A 20921-nucleotide genomic window follows, 5' to 3' on the forward strand; every position below is an offset into this window, starting at 1 on the left:
CTTAAAGAAGGGGATCGAGAAGGAAGGGCTTGTCGACGGTTCCCGGCCGTTTCGTCGGCTTGGAAACGTCGCCTTCCTTGGTTGCCGCAGCGCTCGGCGGATCGAGGTCGCCCTTGCGCCCGCATCCGGCAACGGCAAGGCCGATGACGGCGAGAACCGCCGTCAGGCGGACGAGGTGCGGCAAGCTCTTCATGGATATCCTCTTCTGCGGCATGTGACGGGCATCATTCGTACCGAACGATGGACATCATTCATATCGGATGATGGACATCTTCATAGCGAAGTTTATTCGCCTTGTGCACCCTGATTGTTGGCGGTCTTTGCGCGCCCCGCAGGAAGGGCGCGGCGGCTTTTCGCCACGCCTGGCATCTCTTAGTTGCGGGCGCGCCAGAAGGCGATCTGCCTGCGCACTTCGGACGGCGCGGTGCCGCCGAAGCTCTTGCGGCTGGCGACTGAGGCCTCGACGGTCAGCACGTTGTAGACCTTGTCGGTGATGTCGGGATGGATCGCCTGCAGATCGGAGAGCGGCAGCTCGGCAAGGTCGCAGCCCTTGCTTTCGGCGAGCGCTACGGCGCGGCCGGTGACGTGATGGGCGTCGCGGAAGGGGAGGCCCGCTTCGCGCACCAGCCAGTCGGCAAGATCGGTCGCCGTCGAATAGCCGGAGCCGGCCGCAGCCTTCATGCGCGCGGTGTTGACGGTCATGTCGCGCACCATGCCGGTCATGGCGGCAATTGCCAGTTCCAGGCTCTCGGCGGCGTCGAAGACCTGTTCCTTGTCTTCCTGCATGTCCTTGGAATAGGCGAGCGGCAGGCCCTTCATGATCGTCAGCAGCGCCACCAGCGAGCCGTTGATGCGGCCGGTCTTGGCGCGCACCAGTTCGGCGGCATCCGGGTTCTTCTTCTGCGGCATGATCGACGAGCCGGTCGAGAAGGCGTCGGAGAGACGCACAAAACCGAATTGCGGGGTCGACCAGATGACGATCTCTTCTGCCAGACGCGACAGGTGCATGCCCGCAATCGCCGCGATCGACAGGAATTCGATGGCGAAATCGCGGTCGGAGACCGTATCGATGGAGTTGCGGGTCGGCTCGCGGAAACCGAGCGCCTTGGCCGTCATGTGGCGGTCGATCGGATAGCCGGTGCCGGCAAGTGCGGCGGCACCGATCGGGCTTTCATCCAGATGTTCGATGGCGTGGCGCACGCGCGAGCGATCGCGGCCGAACATTTCGACATAGGCCATGCAGTGATGGCCGAAGGTAACGGGCTGGGCTGCCTGCAGATGGGTGAAGCCCGGCATGACGCTTTCGGCATGTTCTTCGGCGCGGTCGAGGAAAGCCGCGATCAGGCCGGTCAGCATCTGCTCGGTCTTCTGCAGCTCTTCCTTCACCCAGAGACGGAAGTCGAGCGCCACCTGATCATTGCGCGAGCGGGCGGTGTGCAACCGGCCGGCGGCCGGTCCGATCAGCGTCGCCAGGCGTGCTTCGACATTCATATGGATGTCTTCGAGCTGGCGCGAGAATTCGAAATTGCCGCTTTCGATTTCTGACAGGATCGTGTTTAGCCCGTGAACGATCTTGTCCTTATCGTCAGCGGAAATGATCCCCTGATGGGCGAGCATCGTCGCATGGGCAATCGAACCGCGGATGTCCTGCGCGAATAGCTTCTTGTCGAAACCGATCGAGGCATTTATCTCCTCCATGATCGCGTCCGGGCCGGAGGCGAAGCGACCGCCCCACATCTGGTTGGAGGATTTGGTGTCCGTGGTGTCGTCGGCCATGAAGGTGTCCGCCTTGAGGATGCATGTCCAGGAGAATGAAATGACGACAAGAAAACCCCTCGGGCTGCCATCCCTGAAATGGATCGCGATGGCCGCCGTTGCGGGTGTCGTTGCCGGTGCGGCAGCGGTATACGTGAAGGAGACGGGGATTGGCAATGGCGGCGGCGAAACGGCGTCAGCCGAATGCAAGCTTGCCAGGGATCGCGTCGCCAGCGTCACACTGTTGATGAAAGGGCAGGTGGCCGCCATGGTCGCCGCCTACGAGCCGCGCAAGCTGACTGCAGTCTCCTTCAACGGGCCGGACGGCAAGCCGCTGACGCTCGATCATTTCGCCGGCAAGACCGTGCTTCTCAATCTCTGGGCGACATGGTGCGTTCCCTGCCGCGAGGAGATGCCGGCGCTGAACGCGCTCGAGAAGGAGATGGGCAGCGACAGGTTCCAGGTGGTGCCGGTCAATATCGATAGCGGCGACGACGAGAAGCCGAAGACCTTCCTCGCCGAGATCGGCGTCGATGCGCTGCAGCTCTATCGCGACAATACGATTTCGGTGTTCAACAATCTGAAGAAAGAGGGCCTCGCCATGGGGCTGCCGGTGACGCTGCTGATCGATGACAAGGGATGCCTGATTTCAGCGATGAACGGGCCGGCCGCCTGGGACAGCGAGGATGCCAAGGCGCTGATCAAGGGCGCGATCGGGTCCTGAAGCCACGATTGGCCACCCTCCTTCGCTGAAGAGGGGGCGCAGCAGAAGTTTACCGCGTCGGGACCGGCACTTCACCGCGATAGTCATAGAAGCCGCGGCCGGACTTGCGTCCGAGCCAGCCGGCTTCGACATATTTCACCAACAGCGGGCAGGGACGATATTTCGAGTCCGCCAGGCCGTCATGCAGCACCTGCATGATCGAAAGGCAGGTGTCGAGGCCGATGAAATCGGCAAGCTGCAGTGGTCCCATCGGATGATTGGCGCCGAGCTTCATCGCCGTATCGATGGCGTCGACCGTGCCGACGCCCTCATAGAGCGTGTAGATCGCTTCGTTGATCATCGGCAGCAGGATGCGGTTGACGATGAAGGCCGGGAAATCCTCGGCGACAGTGATGGTCTTTTCCAGCGTGCCGACGAATTGCTTGGCGGCGGAAAAGGTCTTCTCGTCGGTGGCGATGCCGCGCACCAGTTCAACCAGCTTCATGACAGGCACCGGGTTCATGAAATGTATGCCCATGAAGCGCTCGGGGCGGTCGGTGGCGGCAGCAAGCCGGGTGATGGAAAGGGAAGAGGTGTTGGTGGCAAGCAGCGCTTCCGGCTTCAGGACCGGACAGACCTGGGTATAGATCTTGCGCTTGACCGTTTCATCCTCGGTGGCGGCCTCTATGACCAGATCGGAGGGAGCGAGATCATTGACATCCGACGAGCCTGTGATGAGCGACAAGGTCGACTTGCGCTCCTCTTCGGTCATCTTGCCGTTCGTCACCAGGCGGGCCAGGTTGCCGTTAATGGTGGCAAGGCCGGATTCGATGCGGTCCTGCGAAAGATCGTAGATGTGAACCCTATAACCTGCGGCGGCCGAAACATGCGCGATGCCGCAGCCCATCTGACCGGCACCGATAATACCAATATTCTTCAACACCGCATTCATCTCCAAACCCCCGCACGGCATTCGCCCCCGCGCCGCCGTATTTTTCTAGCAATACTGCCGGACGAAGGATCGCCCGGCAGCAGTAGTAGCCCGATAAAAGATAATTTTCCAGTCATTCGCAAGTGCGAAAGAAAAGCATTTGACGCGGTCAGAGCGCCTTTTGCAATTCCGGCAAGACATCGAAGAGATCGGCGACCAATCCGTAGTCGGCGACCTGGAAGATCGGCGCCTCCTCGTCCTTGTTGATGGCGACGATGACCTTCGAATCCTTCATGCCGGCCAGATGCTGGATGGCGCCTGAAATGCCGCAGGCGATATAGAGCTGCGGCGCCACCACCTTGCCGGTCTGACCGACCTGCCAGTCGTTCGGCGCATAACCGGCATCGACGGCCGCACGGCTTGCACCGACGGCAGCACCGAGCTTGTCGGCAAGCGGCAGGATGACCTCCCTGAACTTTTCCGCCGAGCCGAGCGCCCGGCCGCCGGAAATGATGATCTTCGCCGAGGTCAGTTCCGGACGGTCGGAGGCCGACAGCGCGTCCCTGACGAAGGTCGACAGTCCCGGATCGGAAACCGCCGGGATCGCCTCGATCGTTGCCGAGCCGCCTTCCGGTGCAGAGGCGAAGGATGCGGTGCGCACGGTGATCACCTTCTTGGCATCGCTTGCCTGCACCGTCTGGATGGCGTTGCCGGCATAGATCGGCCGCTTGAAGGTATCGGACGAGATCACCTCGATGATCTCGGAGACCTGGGCGACGTCGAGAAGAGCGGCGACGCGCGGCAGAACATTCTTGCCGACCGAGGTGGCCGCAGACAGGATCGTGTCGTAGCTGCCAGCCAGCGAGACGATCAGATCGGCCAGCGGTTCGGCCAGATTGTTGGCGAGTTCATCGCTTTCGGCCAGCAGCACCTTGGAGACGCCGGCAAGCTTGGCGGCGGCATCGGCAGCAGCCTTGGCAGCTTTGCCGGCGACGAGGATGTGAATATCGCTTGCCTGTTCCTTGGCGATCTTGGCTGCTGCCGTCAGCGCCTTGGCGGTCTGATCGGACAGGCTGGCATTGTCGTGGTCAGCCAGAAGAAGAATGGTCATGATGATGGCTCCTGTTCCAAGCTGATTACAGCACGCCGGCTTCGTTTTTGAGCTTGTCGATCAGTTCGGCGACCGACTTGACTTTGACGCCGGCCTTGCGGCCCGACGGCTCCTCGGTCTTCAACACCTTGAGGCGCGGCGTGGTCGAGATGCCGAAGTCGCTTGGCGTCTTCTTGTCGAGCGGCTTCTTCTTCGCCTTCATGATATTAGGCAACGAGGCATAACGCGGTTCGTTCAAGCGCAGATCTGATGTGATCACCGCCGGCAGCTTGATCTCGATCGTCTGCAGGCCGCCATCGACTTCACGGGTCACCTGAGCCTTGCCATCCCCGATCTCGATCTTCGAGGCGAAGGTCGCTTGGGCGGTTCCCATCAGCGCCGCCAGCATCTGGCCGGTCTGGTTGCTGTCGTCGTCGATCGCCTGCTTGCCAACGATGATCAGCCCCGGCTGTTCGGCATCGGCGACAGCCTTCAAGATCTTGGCGACAGTGAGCGGCTCGATCTGATCGTCGGTCTCGACCAGGATCGCCCGGTCGGCGCCCATGGCAAGTGCGGTGCGCAGCGTCTCTTCGGCCTTAGCCGGACCGATCGAAACGACCACCACTTCCTCGGCCTTGCCGGCTTCCTTCAGCCGCAGCGCTTCTTCCACCGAGATCTCGTCGAACGGGTTCATCGACATCTTCACATTGGCAAGCTCGACACCCGTGCCGTCCGGCTTCACCCGGATCTTCACGTTGTAGTCGACAACCCGTTTGACTGGCACGAGTATCTTCATGGGGTCCTTCCTTCAGGAGAAACTGGCTTCAGAGACTTTTTTAGAAAATGCGCGCTTGGGCGCCGCTCCGATTGTCGAATGGCGACATGGATACGCGTTTTTCCTCCAAATTCAACGCTTGCATGACGCCGGCAGGCGATTTGCTTCGGCAATATATGGACGTTTACGTTCACGTCAATATAGCTGTTTAGCGGCGGCCCCAGGGAAATCGCTGCGCCGTCCGCCCGTCCGTGCCGGCTGCGATGGCCGGGCCGGCGCCCGGGTCGTTTCTGACGGCGCGGGGAGTGACGATCTGCCGGTCGAAGAGCGGCACACCAGGCCGGCGCAACACCAGGATCAGGAAAGCCCCGGCAAGGATGCCGCCGACATGCGCGCCCCAGGAAACGTCGCCATCGGGTGCAATCGCCAGCATGAAGAACTGCTGCCCGATCCACAAAAGTAGCGGCACGAAGGCCGGCAGGGGCAACGGCACACGGAAAAACACCAGCACCCAGACCCTGACGCGCGGATGCAGCAAGACATAGGCGGCAACGACGCCGGAGACCGCCCCCGATGCGCCGACCAGCGGCGCTTCCGAGGTCATGGTCAGCAGGCCGTGGCAGAGCGCGCCGGCGGCCGCGCAAACGAAATAGAAGATCAGGAAGCGCAGATGTCCCATCGCATCCTCGACATTGTCGCCAAAGACCCAGAGGAAGATCATGTTGCCAGCCAAATGCCAGAAGCCGGTATGGACGAAGGCGTATGTAAGGTAGGTCAGCGGTTCCGGCACGATTTCGAGCCCCTGCGCCAGCATCGCATGGCCGAAGGCAATCGCCGGGATATAGCCGAGACCGACGGTCGTCGCCTGGGCTGCCTGTTCGCTCTCCAGGCTGGTCAAAAGCCAGACCGCGATGTTCAGCGCGATCAGTGCGAGCGTCACCCACTGAACCTTGATATGTTTCAGCGTATTGGCATCGTGAAGTGGTATGAACATAAAGGCCCCCCGGCGATCGTGAACGCGGCAAGCCTATCTGTTTTTTCCCGGAACCCAAAGTACATCCGCATGGCCCTGGTCATTTGCATGACGCGCGGCGACGAAGAGGAAATCGGAGAGTCGGTTGACGTATTTCATCGCCGGCTCGCCGACGATTTCGCCGTCGGTGCGAGCAAGCGCCACCATCAAACGTTCGGCGCGCCGCGCAATCGTGCGGGCAAGATGCAGATGTGCCGCGGCCGGACTGCCACCTGGCAGGATGAAGGATTTCAGCGACTCCAAACCGGCGTTCAGCTGGTCGATATCATGCTCGACGCGGTCGACCTGCGTCTCGGCGATCCGCAGCGGCTCGTAGGCCGGTGGCTCACCGGTGTCGGGGGTGGCGAGATCGGCGCCGAGATCGAAGAGATCGTTCTGGATCGACATCAGCATGGCGTCGAGTTCAGGCAAGTCGGCCGTGTGCAGCCGCGCCAGGCCGATCGCGGAATTGGCCTCATCGATGGTGCCGTAGGCCTCGACGCGCAGATCGTCTTTGAGCCGGCGCGGACCGGATACCAGCCCGGTCGTACCGTCATCGCCTGTTTTCGTGTAGATCTTGTTGAGCTTGACCATGGTTTCCCCCTTGAATCCCGGTCAGGTCGGGCGGCCGCCGCCGGTCAGCCACAGCGTCACCATGATCAGGATGACGGCGATCGCCTGCAACAGCACACGAAGCTGCATCAGCTTGTTGGAACGGTTGGGATCGCCGCCCTTCATCATGTTGAAGAGGCCGCGGATCAGGACGAGGGCGACGACGCCCATGACGATGATCGCGAGGATATAGGTGACCGTGGACATGGCGTTCAGCTTTCTCAGTCAGTCTGTCCAGCGCATCAGGCGGTAGAAGAGGTCTGCCGGAAGCAGCCGCTTCAGGAACATGCCCTGTTTAGCCGGAGTCGTTACGGGATAATGTGGCCTCGGATTTTTCGAGTTCAATGCGTGTTTCAACACGGAATAGACCGCTTCCGGGCCGAGTTTATGGCGGTTGACCGGCCCCGATCCGTCGAGTCTCGCCAATTGGCTGATGTAATCGACCGCGTGAGGCGAATTCTCGAGGTCGATATGTTCCTTGATCTTTGCGAGCGCATTGGCGGTGAACCGCGAGGCGATCGGTCCCGGCTCGATCAGGCTCACATGGATGCCGCTGCCCTGCAGCTCCATGCGCAGGGTGATGCTGAGGCCTTCGAGTGCAAATTTGGACGCGGTGTAGGCGCCGCGAAAGCGATAGGGGACGACGCCGAGGATCGACGAACATTGCACGATCCGCCCTTGGCCACGTTTGCGCATCGGCGGAAGGACCTGCCGCGTCAGTTCATGCCAGCCGAAGAAATTCGCCTCGAACTGCGCGCGCAGCGTTGCCGTCGACAGATCCTCGACAGCGCCCGGCTGGCCGTAGGCGCCGTTATTGAAGAGCGCGTCGATGCGACCGCCGCTGCGTTCCAGAACCGTGCCGACCAGCTCGGAAATCGTCTCGGTCCTGGCATAGTCCATCAGGAAGGCTTCGATGCCTTCCGCTTCCAACCCCTTGAGATCGTCCGGCTTGCGCACCGTTGCGAAGACACGCCAGCCATCGGCTTTCAGCGCCCGTGCGCAATGAGCGCCGATACCGGACGAACATCCGGTCACGACGATGGTGCGCTCTCCCGCCATGGAATGATTCCTGTACAAAATGGGACTCGTTTCCCATATTCGGCCAGAGGATACAATCTGGAAAGCCGGAGACGGAATGCCGAAGGTGCTACGCACGATCTACGACGTGGTCTATGACGCGATCTGTCACATGGTCGAGGACGACGGCTTCGCCATGGCAAGCCATGTGGCGCTGTCGAGCCTGCTTGCGGTTTTCCCCTTCCTGATCTTCGGCACGGCGCTTGCAAGCTTCCTCGGCGCCGATCAATTTTCCTCGACCGCCATCCACCTGATCTTCGACACCTGGCCCGAGGCGATCGCCAAACCGCTCGCCGACCAGGTGCTGCAGGTGCTGACCATTCCGCGCGGCGGGCTGCTGACGATCTCGGTGCTGGCGGCCGCATATTTCGCCTCGAACGGTGTCGAGGCGCTGCGCATTTCGCTCAATCGCGCCTATCGGGTGCAGGAGACGCGGGCCTGGTATTTCACCCGTCTCGCCAGCCTGGGCTACGTGCTGATCGCGGTCATCATCTTCACGGCGATCAGCATTCTGCTGGTCGCCCTGCCGCTGGCGCTCGATTATTCGAGGAAATGGTTTCCGCTGTTTGCCGATACGCTCGACATCGTCTTCAGCTGGCGCATCTACGGCACGCTGGTGGTTCTGACCGTCGGACTGCTGGTGATGCATCTCTGGCTGCCGGCCGGCAAGCGGCGGGTCTTCGACGTCATTCCCGGGGTGCTGCTGACACTGCTTCTCTGGCTCGCCGGCGCGCTGATCTTTGCCTATTATCTGGCGACCTTCGCCAACTATACGGCAACCTATGCCGGTCTCGCCTCCGTCATGATCGTGCTGATCTTCCTCTATATGGTCGGCGTCATCTTCATCATCGGCGCGGAGATCAATGCGGCGCTGATCAAATTCCGCGTCTTCCGGATGTTCTCCCGCACGCTTTCGATCGTCGGCAGAGAGCGTGTCGAAAGGCAATCAGAGCCCGACAAGGCGGCGAATATCCGCCCCTGACATGCCCTGGGCGCGCAATTCGCCAAGCCCGCTGTCGCCTTGGCTTTTCGAAAGCTTGCGGCCATCGGCGCCAAGAATGAGACGATGATGGTGATAGACCGGCTGCGGTAGGCCGAGCAGCACCTGCAACAGCCGGTGCACCGATGTCGCGTGGAAGAGGTCGAGCCCACGCACGACATGGGTGACGCCCTGCAGCGCATCGTCGACGACCACGGAAAGATGATAGCTCGACGGCGCATCCGAGCGCGACAGGATGACGTCGCCCCAGACGTCGGGCTCGGCGGCGATCTCGCCTGTCCTGCCGTCGCCGGTTTCCGTCCAGAACAGCAGTTCGCCCATCAGGTCGAGCGCTTTGCGCATATCGAGCCGCCAGGCATGTTTCTTCCCCGAGGTCAGCATGTCCCGCCGTTCGTCTGCCGGACGCTCGCGATCACTTGCGGGATAATGCGGGGTGCCGTCGGGATCGTGCGGCCAGGGTTCACCCGCCGCCTCGTAGGCAGCGATGCGCGCCTTCACCTCGCCCCGCGTCAGAAAGGCCGGATAGACCAGTCCGCGCTCGATCAGCGCATGCAACGCCGCCTGATATTCGGGAATATGTTCCGACTGGCGCCGCACCGGGCTTGCCCAGCCGATATCAAGCCATTCGAGATCCCTGAGGATGCCGGCCTCGAACTCGGGCGTGCAGCGCGCCTGGTCGATATCCTCGATGCGCAGCAGCAGGCGCGCTTGTTCGGCCTCCGCCATGTCGCGGTTCATGAGGGCCGAGAGGGCATGTCCGAGATGCAACGGTCCGTTGGGGCTCGGCGCAAAACGAAAGACAGGTTTTTGACGCTCACTCGTGGTCATGCTTTCTTCTGCCATGGATTCGGTTTTTGAACCACAGCGAGGCAAAGTGCAGATCATCCGCAACGAAGATGACGTCAGGCAGGGGCTCGAAGCGCTGCTTCGCCTCGATCCGCGCCTTGCGCCTGTAGTCACTGAGGCCGGGCCTATTCCGCTGCGGTTGCGCGAGCCCGGCTTTGCCGGTCTTGCCCATATCATCGTCTCGCAGATGGTGTCGCGCGCCAGCGCCGAGGCGATCTGGCGGCGCATGCTGCCGGCGGTCGGTTCGCTGACGGCGGAAGGTTACGCACTGCTTCACGCCGAGGCGTGGCGCGAATTCGGTCTGTCGCGCGCCAAGGCCGAGACGCTGTCGCGGATTGCCGAAGCGGTCGCCTCCGGCCGTCTCGATCTCTCCGGGCTCTGCCTGAAGCCGCCGGGCGAGGCGCTTGGCGAACTGACCGCGTTGAAGGGCGTCGGGCCGTGGACGGCAGAGGTCTATCTGATGTTTTGCGGCGGCCACGCCGATGTTTTCCCGGCCGGCGATGTCGCGCTGCAGAATGCCGTCGGAGCGGCATTCGGTCTTGCCGCACGGCCGCAGGCGAAGGCGCTTGCTGAGCTTTCGGAAGTCTGGTCGCCGTGGCGCTCGGTGGCGGCACGGCTTTTCTGGGCCTACTATGCCACGAGGATGCGCCGTGACATGGTGCCGATCGGCTGATCGGCAACACTCTTCAAATTGCCTTTATCCTCTGAATTTATTGGACTTCACAATCCTGTAACAACCGGCCTAATATACAGGTGCAGATGCCGAATCGATCAGGAGAGTCCCTTGACGATTGCAGTCTCCCCACAGGCCCTGCCGGCGCTCGTTCTGAACGCTGACTACCGGCCGCTGAGTTATTACCCCTTGTCGTTGTGGTCCTGGCAGGACGCGATCAAGGCGGTATTTCTCGACCGTGTGAACATCATTGCAGAATATGAACATTCGGTTTCTTCGCCGAGCTTTTCGATGCGGCTTCCGAGTGTCGTGTGCCTGAAGACTTACGTTCAGCCGTCCCGCAATCCCGCTTTCACCCGGTTCAACGTCTTCCTGCGCGACCGGTTCGAATGCCAGTATTGCGGCGCCCATGACGACTTGACCTTCGACCACGTCATCCCGCGCGCCCATGGCGGCGAGACCACCTGGGAGAATGTCGTGGCAGCCTGCTCGCCCTGCAATCTGCGCAAGGGCAGCAAGCTTCCGAAGCAGGCAGGCATGTTCCCGGCGCAGAAGCCCTACCAGCCGACGGTGCAGGATTTGCACAATAACGGCCGGCTGTTCCCGCCAAACTATCTGCATGAAAGCTGGCTCGACTATCTCTATTGGGATACCGAACTGCAGCCCTGATCGAACGGCCTGCAGCGCCGCGCATCTTTTCAGAGGCGGCAAGGACGCTGCAGCACTTCGAATGCTGCATAATTTTATCAGGCGGCCTTGCGAACGCCGACAAAGGCGAAGGCTGCGAGCAGGATTCCGGCAATCACGTTCCAGCCCGCAAAAGACAGGCCGAGCACGCGCAGTGCCGCGTCGGTGCAGGACGGGCCCTTGATTGTGTTGAGTTCACCGAGCAGATCGCCGGCATTGGTCGTCATGCTGCTTGCCGTCGTCGAGCAGGTGGCCGGGCCGGGCCAGAAGTGCCATTCCACACCGGCGTGATAAACACCCATGCCTGCCGTCACCAGCATCAGAATGCCGGCCGCGAGAATGAGCGCCCGGGTGATCCAGTTCGGCAGTCCGACGAGCTCGGAGATCGCGGCCAGGATCGCGATCGGGATGGCGTAATAATAGGGCTGCCGTTGCAACAGGCAGAGGGCACAGGGAATATAACCGCCGATATACTGGAAGCCGAGCGCGGTGCCGACCGCCGCCGCCATACCGATGGCGAGCAAAATGGAATAGACAAAGCCGGGGCGGGCGAGCGGCGAGGAAATAGTCATGGCGGAGCTCCGCGAGTTTAGTAGAGCATGAGATGCAGATTGAGATTTTAGGCCTGTTCGGCCGAAAATCATCCTCGCCTAGTGAGCGAAAGAGCGGTAGCCGACATATAGCACAATCACCGTAGCGGCACCGATACCAACGATTTGGCCGAGGCGCTTCTCGATGAAGTTACGGATCGGCTCGCCGTAGCGGCGCAGCAGCCAGGCGAGGAAGAGGAAACGCGCGCCGCGTGCAATAATCGCCGAAACAATGAAAAGGCCCAGATTGACGTGAATGACGCCAGACAGAATCGTCACGATCTTGATCGGCGGCAGATGCGCAAGACCTGATGTGACAAGCAGCAGCAGGATCCACTCGTAGGTGACATAGGCCTTCATCTGCTCAAAGGCATCGAGCTTGCCATAGAATTCGAGAACCGGCCGCGCCACCGTCTCATAGGCGTAAAAGCCGAGCGCCCAGCCGGCGATGCCGCCGAGTACAGAGGCGACGGTCGCGACCAGCGCGTAGCGATAGGAGCGTTCCGGCCTGGCAAGCGCCATCGGCAGGAACAGTACGTCGGCGGGGACGAGAAAGATGGAGCTTTCGACGAAGGCGATGACGGCGAGCCAGATTTCGGCCGATTTGCGCGCGGCCAGAGACATGGTCCAGTCGTAAAGTCTGCGGAGCATTCCGTTTCCTTCCTGTTGCAGTGCAAAAGAGCTTTAGGGGCCGTGCGCGGCGCTGTAAATGCTCGCCCGTGTCCTTCCTGCCACCGCCGTCAAAAAATTTTCGTGATGCGGGGTGTCAGCGCCTCTCCCAAGATTTCGGGAGATTGCGAATCGGCCATTCTGCGGCAAGCTAATTTAGGGTCGACGTGCAAGGTGGCATGAGAATGTTCAAAGTGATCGAAGGCGGCCGTGGGCGGGCCGTGCAAATGGATGACTGGTCCGAAGAGCGGCGCGGGCCAAGCAAAGAGGACGTGCGCCGGGAGGCTGCGCGGCGGATCAGCGAGAGCGGCTATCATCTGTCTCGCATCCGGGAATTCGCGACCGGCGTGCCAATGCTGGCGCCTCTTAAATACTTGTCGCTGCAGATCGATTTCGCAGCCGAGACGTTGTCGCGGCTCGACCCGATCCCGGAGGATTTCCGCTCAGATGGCTATTGGCCGGCGGGCTGAAGCCATCACGCTAGCGTGATTGCCGCTAAAATGCGGAGGTATTTGCGTCAGGACAGGTCCATCGACTTTTCCCATTGCTGACGCAGGACATTCATTTCCGTCCGCTTCTGGGCCATTTCGCTAACGGCGGCGCGCAGATGCGGATGGTGAGACATGAACATGTTGAAGTCGCGCCGTTCGAGCACCTCGAACTGGCAGAAATCGACGGCGATCACGTCGGCCGTGCGCCGTGCGCCAGTCAGCAGGGCCATTTCGCCGAAAAAGGCGCCCGGCTCCAGGCGGATCGCGCCACTGGCGAGCCGCACTTCCACCGCGCCCGAGGAGATGAAATACATGCTGTCGCCGCGGTCGCCGCGGCGGATGACGCGTTCGCCGGGCGGCGCGGATTTTGCCTTGAAGAGCAGTAGCAGTTCCTCCTGGGCGTCCTCGTCGACTTCGGAGAACAGCGGGAAAGTCTCGATCAGCTGTTGCATCTTCAGTTGATGCTGGCGCTCGCGCTCTTCGCCGAGCGCCCTGATCTTTTCCAGTTCTTTGCCGAGCGCCTTCTGCCTGCTCCTGCCGTAGCTTTCCCAGAGGGAGGGCCATTTCGAATGGATATATTTCTTCAGGCCGTCGGTTGCGAAGATCACGATCGGGTTGAGCGTGATCGACAGGATCGCGGCAGCCAGGATCAGATCCTGGCCCTCATGCGGCAAAAGCCCGAGTGAGACGCCGAGGCCGGCGAGGATGAAGGAAAACTCGCCGATCTGGGCGAGGCCGCCGGCCAATGTCAGTCCCATGCTGATCGGATATCTGAGCAGGATGACGATGAGGAAGGTGATGATGCCCTTGCCGAGGATGACGAGAGCCAGCGCGCCGATCACGGCCAGCGGCTGGCGCACCAGGATCGAGGGATCGAAGAGCATGCCGACGGAGACGAAGAACAGCACGGAGAAAGCGTTCTGCAGCGGCAGCGAGTCGGCGGCCGCCCTGTGGCTGAGCTGGGATTCGCTCATGACGACGCCGGCGAAAAATGCGCCGAGTGCAAAAGAGACGCCGAAGATCGCCGCCGAGCCGAAGGCGATGCCGAGTGCAATCGCCAGCACCGTCAGCGTAAAGAGTTCGCGCGAGCCGGTCCGGGCGATCATCGTCAGCAGCCAGGGCACGATGCGAGGCCCGAGGAAGATCGCCATGGCGGCGAAGGCCACAACCTTCAGCAGTGTCAAGCCGATCGTCAGCGCCAACGGCAGGTCACCGAGGCCATGGTTGGTCGTAGTGCTGGCGGTGCCACCCAGAAGCTCTGCCAGCGCCGGCAGCAGCACCAGTGCCAACACCATCACCAGATCCTCGACGATCAGCCAGCCGACGGCGACGCGTCCGCTGGCCGCGTTGACGAGATTGCGCTCCTCCAGCGCCTTCAAGAGCACGACGGTGCTCGCCACCGACAGGCTGAGGCCGAGGACGATGCCGGCGCCTAGGCTCCAGCCCCAGAGTTTGCAAAGACCGATGCCCAACAGGGTGGCAAGGATAATCCGTCCGATCGCGCCAGGCACGGCGATGCCGCGCACGGCGAGCAGATCGGAGGCGGAAAAATGCAGGCCGACGCCGAACATCAAAAGGATGACGCCCATCTCGGCGAGCTGGCCGGCAAGGGCGGTATCGGCGACGAAGCCCGGCGTGAACGGCCCCATCAGGATGCCCGCCATCAAATAACCGACGAGTGGCGGCAGCCGAAGCCGGTCGGCCCCATAGCCCAGGATCGCTGCGAAAACGAAACTGACGGCGACCGTCGCGATAAGTCCTACTTCCTGATGCACGTCCGCCCTCTCTTGTGATAGCGGCGGCCACTTTGGACGAAGCGCAAGCAAAATTAAACAGTTGATTTGGGAATGGGCTGCTGTTCGGGCTTTCGTTCTCAGTGCTGGCTGGTGTGGCGCAGACGTCGTCCGCGGCACGGTCGGGCCGTCACCGATGTTGGAACCACTTGCGTCTTGCCTCGTTGCCCTTTCATCAAGAAAGGAGAAACGACATGCGGAAGATGATCTTGAACTGTACTGTGGCGGCCCTTGCCGCCTGCTCGTTTGCAGCGCCTGTTCTTGCCGACAGCGTGTATGTCAGGGAGCGTTCTTATGATGACGGCTATCGCCATGAGCGGGTACGACCCGGCATCACCATCAGCGAGCGTGGCGTCACTTTCGGTGCCGTGCGCGAACGTGAGCATCGCCGCTATCGCGATAATGGCTGCGAAACCAGGAGCGTCACCCGACAGACCGACGAAGGCGAGGTCACCAAGACGGTCCGGCGCTGCAATTAACGAAAAAATGTGCGATAAGGACGAAGCCCGGTTCCGACGAGCCGGGTTTTCGCCTTTTGTGGCAAGAATATCTCAATGCAGTGGTGAAAGTCGTCTGTCGGTGTTATGAGCACGCCTTTGGTAACAGCGCGTTCCCAGCGCAAGCACCGCCCGCACAGGATCTTTTAGTATGATTGAGCTTACGCCGTCCCAGATCGCCGCACTTAAACTCGCCAGGGATGGAGACCTTTATCCTCAGCCAGCCAATAAATGGACGCACGAGAACGCGACGGTGACTTATGCAAAAACTGACCGGTGGAAAGAGCGGCCTCAGAAAATAAAGTCGGTCACTGCCAAGACGCTGGGCGAGTTGAAGGAGCCGGGTTTTCTGGAGAGGCGGCACCTGGATGACGACGCAACAAAAGACGTCTACGGCATCACGATGGCCGGCAAGATGTGGCTGCTGAAGAATAAGTAAGCTTCGCTTAGGCGCTGAGTATTTTCACAAGCCTCCCAGCCGAACGGGATATGACGGCCTCATATCCGACTTTCGGGAGGGACTTGAGATCGCCGCCAAAGCGACCTTGGCCAATAAGAATTCTATCGGGTACGGGCGGCGGTCGAGGCGGTCATGCAGCGTCGTCTTTCGCTGGCGCACAGCCGCCAGCGCCGGCGCCCCATCACGCGCAAGCCTTCACAGTGCCTTTAGTTCGGAATTATGCGGCCTCACCTGCCTGCGCGCGAAGCCATGCGCAGAGCTGCCGCGGCGCTTGGCGCGCGTCATTGGCGCGGATGAGCGCGAAATGCCAGGCTGGCCCGCTCAGCACGTGGGGGAACGGCGCGATCAGCCGGCCCTCGGTCAAAAGCGGCCGAAACAGCGATGGCGACAACAGCGCCACACCCACGCCTGCCAGCGCCGCATTGGCATCCAACTCGTGCGTGGGGTAATCGACCGCCAAAAAGCGCAAACCCTGAGGGGTCGCGCATTGAGCCTCCTTAAACCATTGCTCCCAATCAGGGTGCGGCAAAAGCTCGAAGTCAGCCAGCGCCTCCGGCGCGGGAAGCGTCCGCGTTCCAAGCAGGGAGGGCGACAGCATCGGCGTCACTTCTACGGGAGCGAGCCGATATTCTTCCAGCCCGGCCCATCCACCGCGACCCGTCCTTATGGCGACGTCGAATGCGCCCGGATCACGTATTTCCGCCGAGACGTCGACCTCGATGACGGAAGCTCCAGCCGTAGGATAGCGCGCCAGACGCGGTGCAAGCCAGCGTGACGCAAAGGTCGGCGGCGCCGTGAGCCTGAGTGGCGGCGTTGCCGCCTGAAATTCTGCAAGCGCCTCACCGATCCCGGTTAATGCCTCCCGGACCCGACTTGCCAGAACGGAGGCGGCGGCCGTCGGGACCACTCGCCGACCGGCGCGGATAAATAGCGGCTGACCGAGTTCAGCCTCCAGAGTGCGAATACGAAGGCTGACCGCCGCCGGTGTCAGAAACAAGCGTTCGGCTGCCCGCGCGAAGCTGCCGGCCGAGACACAGGCTTCCAATACGCGCAGAGACTCCAATGACGGCCGCATGATCAGCTTCCCTTCACGATCAATTTATCTTGTGGTGACGACAAGCAAAGCACGTTTTGAAGGCGGAACGCCCTGGTGCAGTTTTGGGGGACAGCCAAGAATAGGAGATTTACTGTGTCCCTGCAATCTCAGCACCTGTTTACACTCTTCATCGCGCTTCATCCGACGCTGGAGCTTGGGCAGACACCTGCCGGCGGCCGGCGGATTTTTCCTGTCTCAGGCGGACATTTCCAAGGGGAGCGCCTGAAAGGAAAAGTATCGTCGCTGATCGGCTCGGATCTCCTGCTCGCTCGTGGCGACGGCACATTTCAGCAAGATGTCAGGCTCCTCCTCGTCGCCGACGACGGGGAGCTCGTCCTCATGACCTATCGCGGCGTCAGGCGTGCGTCACAGGCCGTCGACGAGCGTTTGGTATGCGGCGAAACGGTCGACGCTTCGGAATATTATCTGCGCACGACACCGTATTTCGAGACCGCCGCGCCTGCGCATGCGTGGCTCAACAGCATTGTCGCGGTCGCAAAGGGCGGCAGGTGTCCGGGCGGTGTCGAATACGAAGTCTTTGAAGTTCTGTGACCACGATATTGTCTTCGCCGCTCTCTCACATTGCGGGCGGGGGCGTGACGACGCAGTCCGCTTGCGTTGCTTGAACTATCTGACAAAGAGCTTGAAGATTTTGGTGGTGCCCCATGCCGGAGTCGAACCAGCACTTCTTTCGAAACTCGATTTTGAGTCGAGCGCGTCTACCAATTCCGCCAATGGGGCAACGGATACGAACGGGCGGCTGTCTAACATGCGAGCACCCGGACGCGCAAGACGGGCAAGCGAAGTTATCGGATTGATCCGGTAGAGAGATCCGGCCTCGCTTCGAGGCCGGATCTTGTCTGATATCAATGGGCGGCGGCCGATGCCGGGTTGCTCAGGCCGGACTTCTTCAGCGTGACCGCCAGGATCGAGGCCAGCAGGCAGAAGGCGCCGGCGACGAAGAAGGCGGGCAGGTAGCTCGAGAGCTCCGTGCGCGAGAGGCCGGCGCCATAGGCGGCGGTGGCGGCTCCCAGCTGATGTCCGGCAAAGACCCAGCCGAAGACGAGGCCGACCTTTTCAGGGCCGAAGCGGTCGGCGGCGATCTTGACGGTCGGCGGCACGGTGGCAATCCAGTCGAGGCCGTAAAAGACGGCGAAGATAGAGAGGCCGTAAAAGCTGAAATCGCTGAAGGGCAGGTAGAGCAGCGACAGGCCGCGCAGGCCGTAATACCAGAAGAGCAGCCAGCGATTATCGAAGCGATCGGACAGCCAGCCGGAACCGATGGTGCCAAAGAAATCGAAGATGCCCATGACAGCCAGCACACTGGCGGCGGCCACTGGCACGATGCCGAAATCGCCGCAAAGGGTGACGAAATGGGTCTGGATCAGGCCGTTGGTGCTGAGGCCGCAGATGAGGAAGGTGGCAAAGAGGATCCAGAAGGTCGAGGTCTTCGAGATTTCCCTGAGGACGGTGATCGGCGTCATCAGCGCGACGCCAAGCGAAGTGCTTGCCGGCGGCGGCGTTACCTGCGTTTCGCCGAAGGAGGGCAGGTTGAGGTCGGCGGGGCGGTCGCGCATGAAGGCAAGTACGGCAAGAGCTGCGACCATGATCATGGCGCAGACGAAAAACACCGTCGAGCGCCAGCCGTAGCGTTCCGTCAGCTCCGCCATCAATGGCAGAAAGACGAGCTGGCCGGTTGCCGAGCTTGCCGAGAGCATGCCGACGACGAGGCCGCGATGCTTGGTGAACCAGCGGCTGGAGACCGTTGCGGCGAGCACCATGGCCGTCAATCCGGTACCGAAGCCGACGACGATGCCCCAGAGCAATAGCAACTGCCACAGCGTCGTCATGAACAGCGAACCGACGAAGCCGGCGCCGATCAGCGCTAAGGCGAACACGATGACCTTGCGCACGCCGAAATAATTCATGAAGGCAGCGGCGAACGGACCCATGAAGCCGAAAAGGATCAGGCGGATCGCAAGGGCCGAGGAAATCTGCGAGGTTTCCCAGCCGAATTCGTCCTGCAGCGGCTTGATGAGCACGCCAGGTGCGCCCATGGCGCCGGCGGTGACCAGCATGGTGAGGAAGGTCGCGGCAACGACGACCCAGCCGTAATGGATGTTGCGCCGGGCAAGGGTGGAGGCGAGGGCTGTGGAAACCATGGGCAAGATTCCGTTTGAATTCAGGTTCTAGAAGATAGTGGACCGTTTTACATGATGATCATCATATTTCTTGCGTATTGATGATGGACGTCATATATTTTGTCAAGCGACTATTTCTGGAGATGACAAATGCGGGTCAGCCGCGAGAAATTTGCCGAAAACCGCGAAAGGATCCTGAGCGTTGCCGGCGTGCTTTTCCGCGAAAACGGCTTCGACGGGGTCGGCGTCGCCGACATCATGAAGGCGGCGGGGCTGACGCATGGCGGCTTTTACGGTCATTTCGGTTCGAAGGACGACCTGGCGCTTGAGGTCAGCCGCAAGCTCATCGATAGGGTGGAAGAGCGCTGGAAGGAGCATATTGCCGAATCGCCGGACCGGCCGCTGGCAGCCCTTCTCGACCATTATATCCACTGGCGCACAGTTGACGATCCGGGCGGCAGCTGCGTCTTCGCAACGCTGATCCAGGAAGTCAGCCGCAGCCGCGGCGCGGTCCGTGCGGTCTTCAGCGATGGGCTGTCCGTGCTGGTCGATACGCTTGCCGATATCGTTCCCGGGAAAACGGAAGAGGAGCGCCGCGCCAATGCGACGACGACACTCTCATCGATGATGGGTGCCGTCATTCTTGCTCGTGCTGTCGAGGACAGAGCGCTTGCCGAGCAGTTTCTGGTGACGATGCGCCGGCAGCTCGATCCTGAAAGCCCGAAATAATCTCAGTCGCGAATGGCAATGGTTTCGATCTCCCTCTCCAGGTGGAGAGGGATCTGCCTTGAATGTGCCTGAGGACCGAAAAGCCAGCGGCTACTTGAAGCCGGCGATGGCGTGCGGGATGTAGGGTGCTTCCAGTGCCGCGATCTCCTCACCGGTAAGCTTGACTGAGAGCGAGGCAACGGCGTCTTTGAGGTGGTTCGGTTTGGACGCGCCGATAATCGGGGCGGTCACCGCACTCTTCTGCAGGATCCAGGCGGTTGCGACCTGGGCGCGGGAGACGTTGCGGGCATTGGCGATTTCGGCCACGGCCCCGACGATCTTGCGGTCGGCATCGATGGACTGCGTGTAGAGCGTCTTGCCGAATTCGTCGGTTTCGCTGCGCGCCGTCGTCTCGTCCCAGTCACGGGTCAGGCGGCCACGGGCAAGCGGGCTCCAGGGGATGACGGCGATCTTCTGATCCTCGCAAAGCGGCAGCATTTCGCGCTCTTCCTCACGGTAGAGCAGGTTCAGGTGGTCCTGCATGCTGACGAATTCGGTCCAGCCGTTCAGCCTGGAGACATAAAGCGCCTTGGCGAATTGCCAGGCATACATGGAGGAGGCGCCGATATAACGGGCCTTGCCCGATTTGACGACGTCGTGCAGCGCTTCCAGCGTTTCCTCGATCGGCGTCGTGTAATCGAAGCGGTGGATCTGGTAGAGATCCACATAGTCGGTGCCGAGGCGACGCAGGCTGTTGTCGATCTCGTCGAAGATCGCCTTGCGCGACAGGCCGGCGCCGTTCGGGCCTGGCCGCATGCGGTTGAACACCTTGGTGGCCAGCACGATGTCCTCGCGTTTGGCGAAGTCCTTTATGGCACGGCCGACGATTTCCTCTGATGAACCGTTGGAATAGGTGTTGGCGGTGTCGAGGAAATTGATGCCGAGGTCGATCGCCTGCTTGATCATCGTCCGGCTTTCTTCTTCCCGCAGGCTCCAGGCATGATTGCCGCGGCCGGGATCGCCGAAGGTCATGCAGCCCAAGCAGATCTTCGACACTTCGAGACCGGTCTTGCCAAATTTTGTGTATTCCATGAAACGACTCCGTGATGAATTTGATAATCCCCAGGCTGCCTCCCAAGATTTAGCGCGAGATGGCCAAAGTCGCAGGGTGGCAAATGAAAAATCTATGCTGCATGCGCACAATGATCCGTGATTGAGACTTCTGAAGCCGCGCTCATCGCCGTCGAATCAGGCTGCAGCTTGCATATCCGCGCCGCAAGATGTTAGCTGATGCAGCATTTTTATCGGAATCCGA

The 20921-nt window shown here is 61.2% G+C and carries 25 protein-coding genes and 1 tRNA gene; 9 read left to right on the forward strand and 17 right to left on the reverse strand.

Features of this window, described 5'->3' with window-relative positions:
- Nucleotide 1: 1 nt before the first annotated feature.
- Both lptM and argH read right to left on the reverse strand, forming a co-directional pair.
- A complete protein-coding gene (gene lptM / locus ACM5SV_RS08710; RefSeq protein WP_017995323.1) occupies nt 2-214 on the reverse strand; it encodes an LPS translocon maturation chaperone LptM in 213 nt (70 codons plus the stop codon).
- Between the two features lie 158 nt (nt 215-372).
- Complete coding sequence (gene argH / locus ACM5SV_RS08715; protein ID WP_128438287.1) at nt 373-1776, reverse strand: argininosuccinate lyase; 1404 nt, start codon at nt 1774-1776, stop codon at nt 373-375.
- Between the two features lie 40 nt (nt 1777-1816).
- Here argH and tlpA point away from each other — a divergent pair, with 40 nt between their 5' ends.
- Nucleotides 1817-2479: a thiol:disulfide interchange protein TlpA gene (gene tlpA, locus ACM5SV_RS08720; RefSeq protein ID WP_113547574.1), complete on the forward strand. Its 663-nt coding sequence runs from the start codon at nt 1817-1819 to the stop codon at nt 2477-2479.
- Between the two features lie 49 nt (nt 2480-2528).
- Here tlpA and ACM5SV_RS08725 read toward each other — a convergent pair whose 3' ends face one another.
- The 7 genes from ACM5SV_RS08725 to ACM5SV_RS08755 all read right to left on the reverse strand — a co-directional run bounded on the left by ACM5SV_RS08725 (nt 2529) and on the right by ACM5SV_RS08755 (nt 7937).
- A complete protein-coding gene (locus tag ACM5SV_RS08725) occupies nt 2529-3410 on the reverse strand; it encodes a 3-hydroxybutyryl-CoA dehydrogenase (protein WP_012759170.1) in 882 nt (293 codons plus the stop codon).
- A 148-nt stretch (nt 3411-3558) separates the two neighbouring features.
- Nucleotides 3559-4500, reverse strand: a complete 942-nt coding sequence (locus tag ACM5SV_RS08730) for an electron transfer flavoprotein subunit alpha/FixB family protein (protein WP_222014506.1) — start codon at nt 4498-4500, stop codon at nt 3559-3561.
- A 25-nt stretch (nt 4501-4525) separates the two neighbouring features.
- On the reverse strand, nt 4526-5275 hold the full coding sequence (locus tag ACM5SV_RS08735) for an electron transfer flavoprotein subunit beta/FixA family protein (RefSeq protein ID WP_012759168.1): 750 nt from the start codon (nt 5273-5275) through the stop codon (nt 4526-4528).
- 187 nt (nt 5276-5462) lie between these two features.
- Nucleotides 5463-6248 (reverse strand): rhomboid family intramembrane serine protease, encoded by a 786-nt coding sequence (locus ACM5SV_RS08740; protein ID WP_012759167.1) that lies wholly within the window; start codon nt 6246-6248, stop codon nt 5463-5465.
- 33 nt (nt 6249-6281) lie between these two features.
- Nucleotides 6282-6860: a cob(I)yrinic acid a,c-diamide adenosyltransferase gene (locus tag ACM5SV_RS08745; protein ID WP_012759166.1), complete on the reverse strand. Its 579-nt coding sequence runs from the start codon at nt 6858-6860 to the stop codon at nt 6282-6284.
- Between the two features lie 21 nt (nt 6861-6881).
- On the reverse strand, nt 6882-7085 hold the full coding sequence (locus ACM5SV_RS08750) for a twin transmembrane helix small protein (RefSeq protein WP_012759165.1): 204 nt from the start codon (nt 7083-7085) through the stop codon (nt 6882-6884).
- Nucleotides 7086-7103: 18 nt separating this feature from the next.
- Nucleotides 7104-7937, reverse strand: coding sequence for an SDR family oxidoreductase (locus ACM5SV_RS08755; RefSeq protein WP_113547916.1), 834 nt, complete (start codon nt 7935-7937; stop codon nt 7104-7106).
- Between the two features lie 76 nt (nt 7938-8013).
- Between ACM5SV_RS08755 and ACM5SV_RS08760 the strand changes: the two genes are divergently transcribed.
- Nucleotides 8014-8937, forward strand: a complete 924-nt coding sequence (locus ACM5SV_RS08760) for a YihY/virulence factor BrkB family protein (protein ID WP_012759163.1) — start codon at nt 8014-8016, stop codon at nt 8935-8937.
- On the opposite strand, the gene gluQRS is transcribed toward ACM5SV_RS08760, so the two are convergent.
- Nucleotides 8902-9783 (reverse strand): tRNA glutamyl-Q(34) synthetase GluQRS, encoded by an 882-nt coding sequence (gene gluQRS / locus ACM5SV_RS08765; RefSeq protein WP_222014505.1) that lies wholly within the window; start codon nt 9781-9783, stop codon nt 8902-8904. The two genes, ACM5SV_RS08760 and gluQRS, sit on opposite strands and share 36 nt — an antisense overlap.
- Here gluQRS and ACM5SV_RS08770 point away from each other — a divergent pair.
- The gene (locus tag ACM5SV_RS08770) at nt 9782-10474 is read left to right on the forward strand and encodes a DNA-3-methyladenine glycosylase family protein (RefSeq protein ID WP_017995315.1); all 693 of its coding nucleotides are present in this window, start codon (nt 9782-9784) and stop codon (nt 10472-10474) included. The genes gluQRS and ACM5SV_RS08770 overlap by 2 nt on opposite strands.
- Nucleotides 10475-10585: 111 nt before the next feature.
- Entirely contained in the window at nt 10586-11143 is a 558-nt protein-coding gene (locus tag ACM5SV_RS08775) for an HNH endonuclease (RefSeq protein ID WP_003543279.1), read from the forward strand.
- Between the two features lie 77 nt (nt 11144-11220).
- Here the strand turns inward: ACM5SV_RS08775 and ACM5SV_RS08780 are convergent, their stop codons facing one another.
- Both ACM5SV_RS08780 and ACM5SV_RS08785 read right to left on the reverse strand, forming a co-directional pair.
- Entirely contained in the window at nt 11221-11733 is a 513-nt protein-coding gene (locus tag ACM5SV_RS08780; protein ID WP_017995314.1) for a disulfide bond formation protein B, read from the reverse strand.
- Nucleotides 11734-11811: 78 nt separating this feature from the next.
- A complete protein-coding gene (locus ACM5SV_RS08785) occupies nt 11812-12402 on the reverse strand; it encodes a YqaA family protein (protein ID WP_419425176.1) in 591 nt (196 codons plus the stop codon).
- 197 nt (nt 12403-12599) lie between these two features.
- On the opposite strand from ACM5SV_RS08785, the gene ACM5SV_RS08790 reads away from it, so the two are divergent.
- Nucleotides 12600-12890, forward strand: a complete 291-nt coding sequence (locus ACM5SV_RS08790; protein ID WP_041935581.1) for a hypothetical protein — start codon at nt 12600-12602, stop codon at nt 12888-12890.
- Nucleotides 12891-12937: 47 nt separating this feature from the next.
- On the opposite strand, the gene ACM5SV_RS08795 is transcribed toward ACM5SV_RS08790, so the two are convergent.
- Entirely contained in the window at nt 12938-14686 is a 1749-nt protein-coding gene (locus ACM5SV_RS08795) for a cation:proton antiporter (RefSeq protein ID WP_222014503.1), read from the reverse strand.
- Between the two features lie 212 nt (nt 14687-14898).
- Between ACM5SV_RS08795 and ACM5SV_RS08800 the strand changes: the two genes are divergently transcribed.
- Together ACM5SV_RS08800 and ACM5SV_RS08805 are read left to right on the forward strand one after the other, a co-directional pair.
- On the forward strand, nt 14899-15183 hold the full coding sequence (locus ACM5SV_RS08800) for a hypothetical protein (RefSeq protein ID WP_105007503.1): 285 nt from the start codon (nt 14899-14901) through the stop codon (nt 15181-15183).
- A gap of 169 nt (nt 15184-15352) precedes the next feature.
- Complete coding sequence (locus ACM5SV_RS08805; RefSeq protein ID WP_012759154.1) at nt 15353-15640, forward strand: hypothetical protein; 288 nt, start codon at nt 15353-15355, stop codon at nt 15638-15640.
- 238 nt (nt 15641-15878) lie between these two features.
- Here ACM5SV_RS08805 and ACM5SV_RS08810 read toward each other — a convergent pair whose 3' ends face one another.
- Nucleotides 15879-16736 (reverse strand): LysR family transcriptional regulator, encoded by an 858-nt coding sequence (locus ACM5SV_RS08810; RefSeq protein WP_128406146.1) that lies wholly within the window; start codon nt 16734-16736, stop codon nt 15879-15881.
- Between the two features lie 114 nt (nt 16737-16850).
- Here ACM5SV_RS08810 and ACM5SV_RS08815 point away from each other — a divergent pair, with 114 nt between their 5' ends.
- Nucleotides 16851-17309, forward strand: a complete 459-nt coding sequence (locus ACM5SV_RS08815; protein WP_012759152.1) for a DUF3237 domain-containing protein — start codon at nt 16851-16853, stop codon at nt 17307-17309.
- Between the two features lie 104 nt (nt 17310-17413).
- Here ACM5SV_RS08815 and ACM5SV_RS08820 read toward each other — a convergent pair.
- Together ACM5SV_RS08820 and ACM5SV_RS08825 are read right to left on the reverse strand one after the other, a co-directional pair.
- Nucleotides 17414-17498: transfer RNA gene (locus ACM5SV_RS08820), tRNA-Leu, on the reverse strand.
- A 125-nt stretch (nt 17499-17623) separates the two neighbouring features.
- The gene (locus ACM5SV_RS08825) at nt 17624-18919 is read right to left on the reverse strand and encodes an MFS transporter (RefSeq protein WP_419425177.1); all 1296 of its coding nucleotides are present in this window, start codon (nt 18917-18919) and stop codon (nt 17624-17626) included.
- Between the two features lie 129 nt (nt 18920-19048).
- On the opposite strand from ACM5SV_RS08825, the gene ACM5SV_RS08830 reads away from it, so the two are divergent.
- Nucleotides 19049-19627 (forward strand): TetR/AcrR family transcriptional regulator, encoded by a 579-nt coding sequence (locus ACM5SV_RS08830; protein ID WP_113547921.1) that lies wholly within the window; start codon nt 19049-19051, stop codon nt 19625-19627.
- A gap of 90 nt (nt 19628-19717) precedes the next feature.
- Here the strand turns inward: ACM5SV_RS08830 and ACM5SV_RS08835 are convergent, their stop codons facing one another.
- Nucleotides 19718-20698, reverse strand: a complete 981-nt coding sequence (locus ACM5SV_RS08835) for an aldo/keto reductase (protein WP_033182090.1) — start codon at nt 20696-20698, stop codon at nt 19718-19720.
- Nucleotides 20699-20921: the final 223 nt, after the last annotated feature.

It is taken from the genome of Rhizobium sp. CRRU65, assembly GCF_048551595.1.
GTDB classification, from domain to species: domain Bacteria; phylum Pseudomonadota; class Alphaproteobacteria; order Rhizobiales; family Rhizobiaceae; genus Rhizobium; species Rhizobium leguminosarum_J.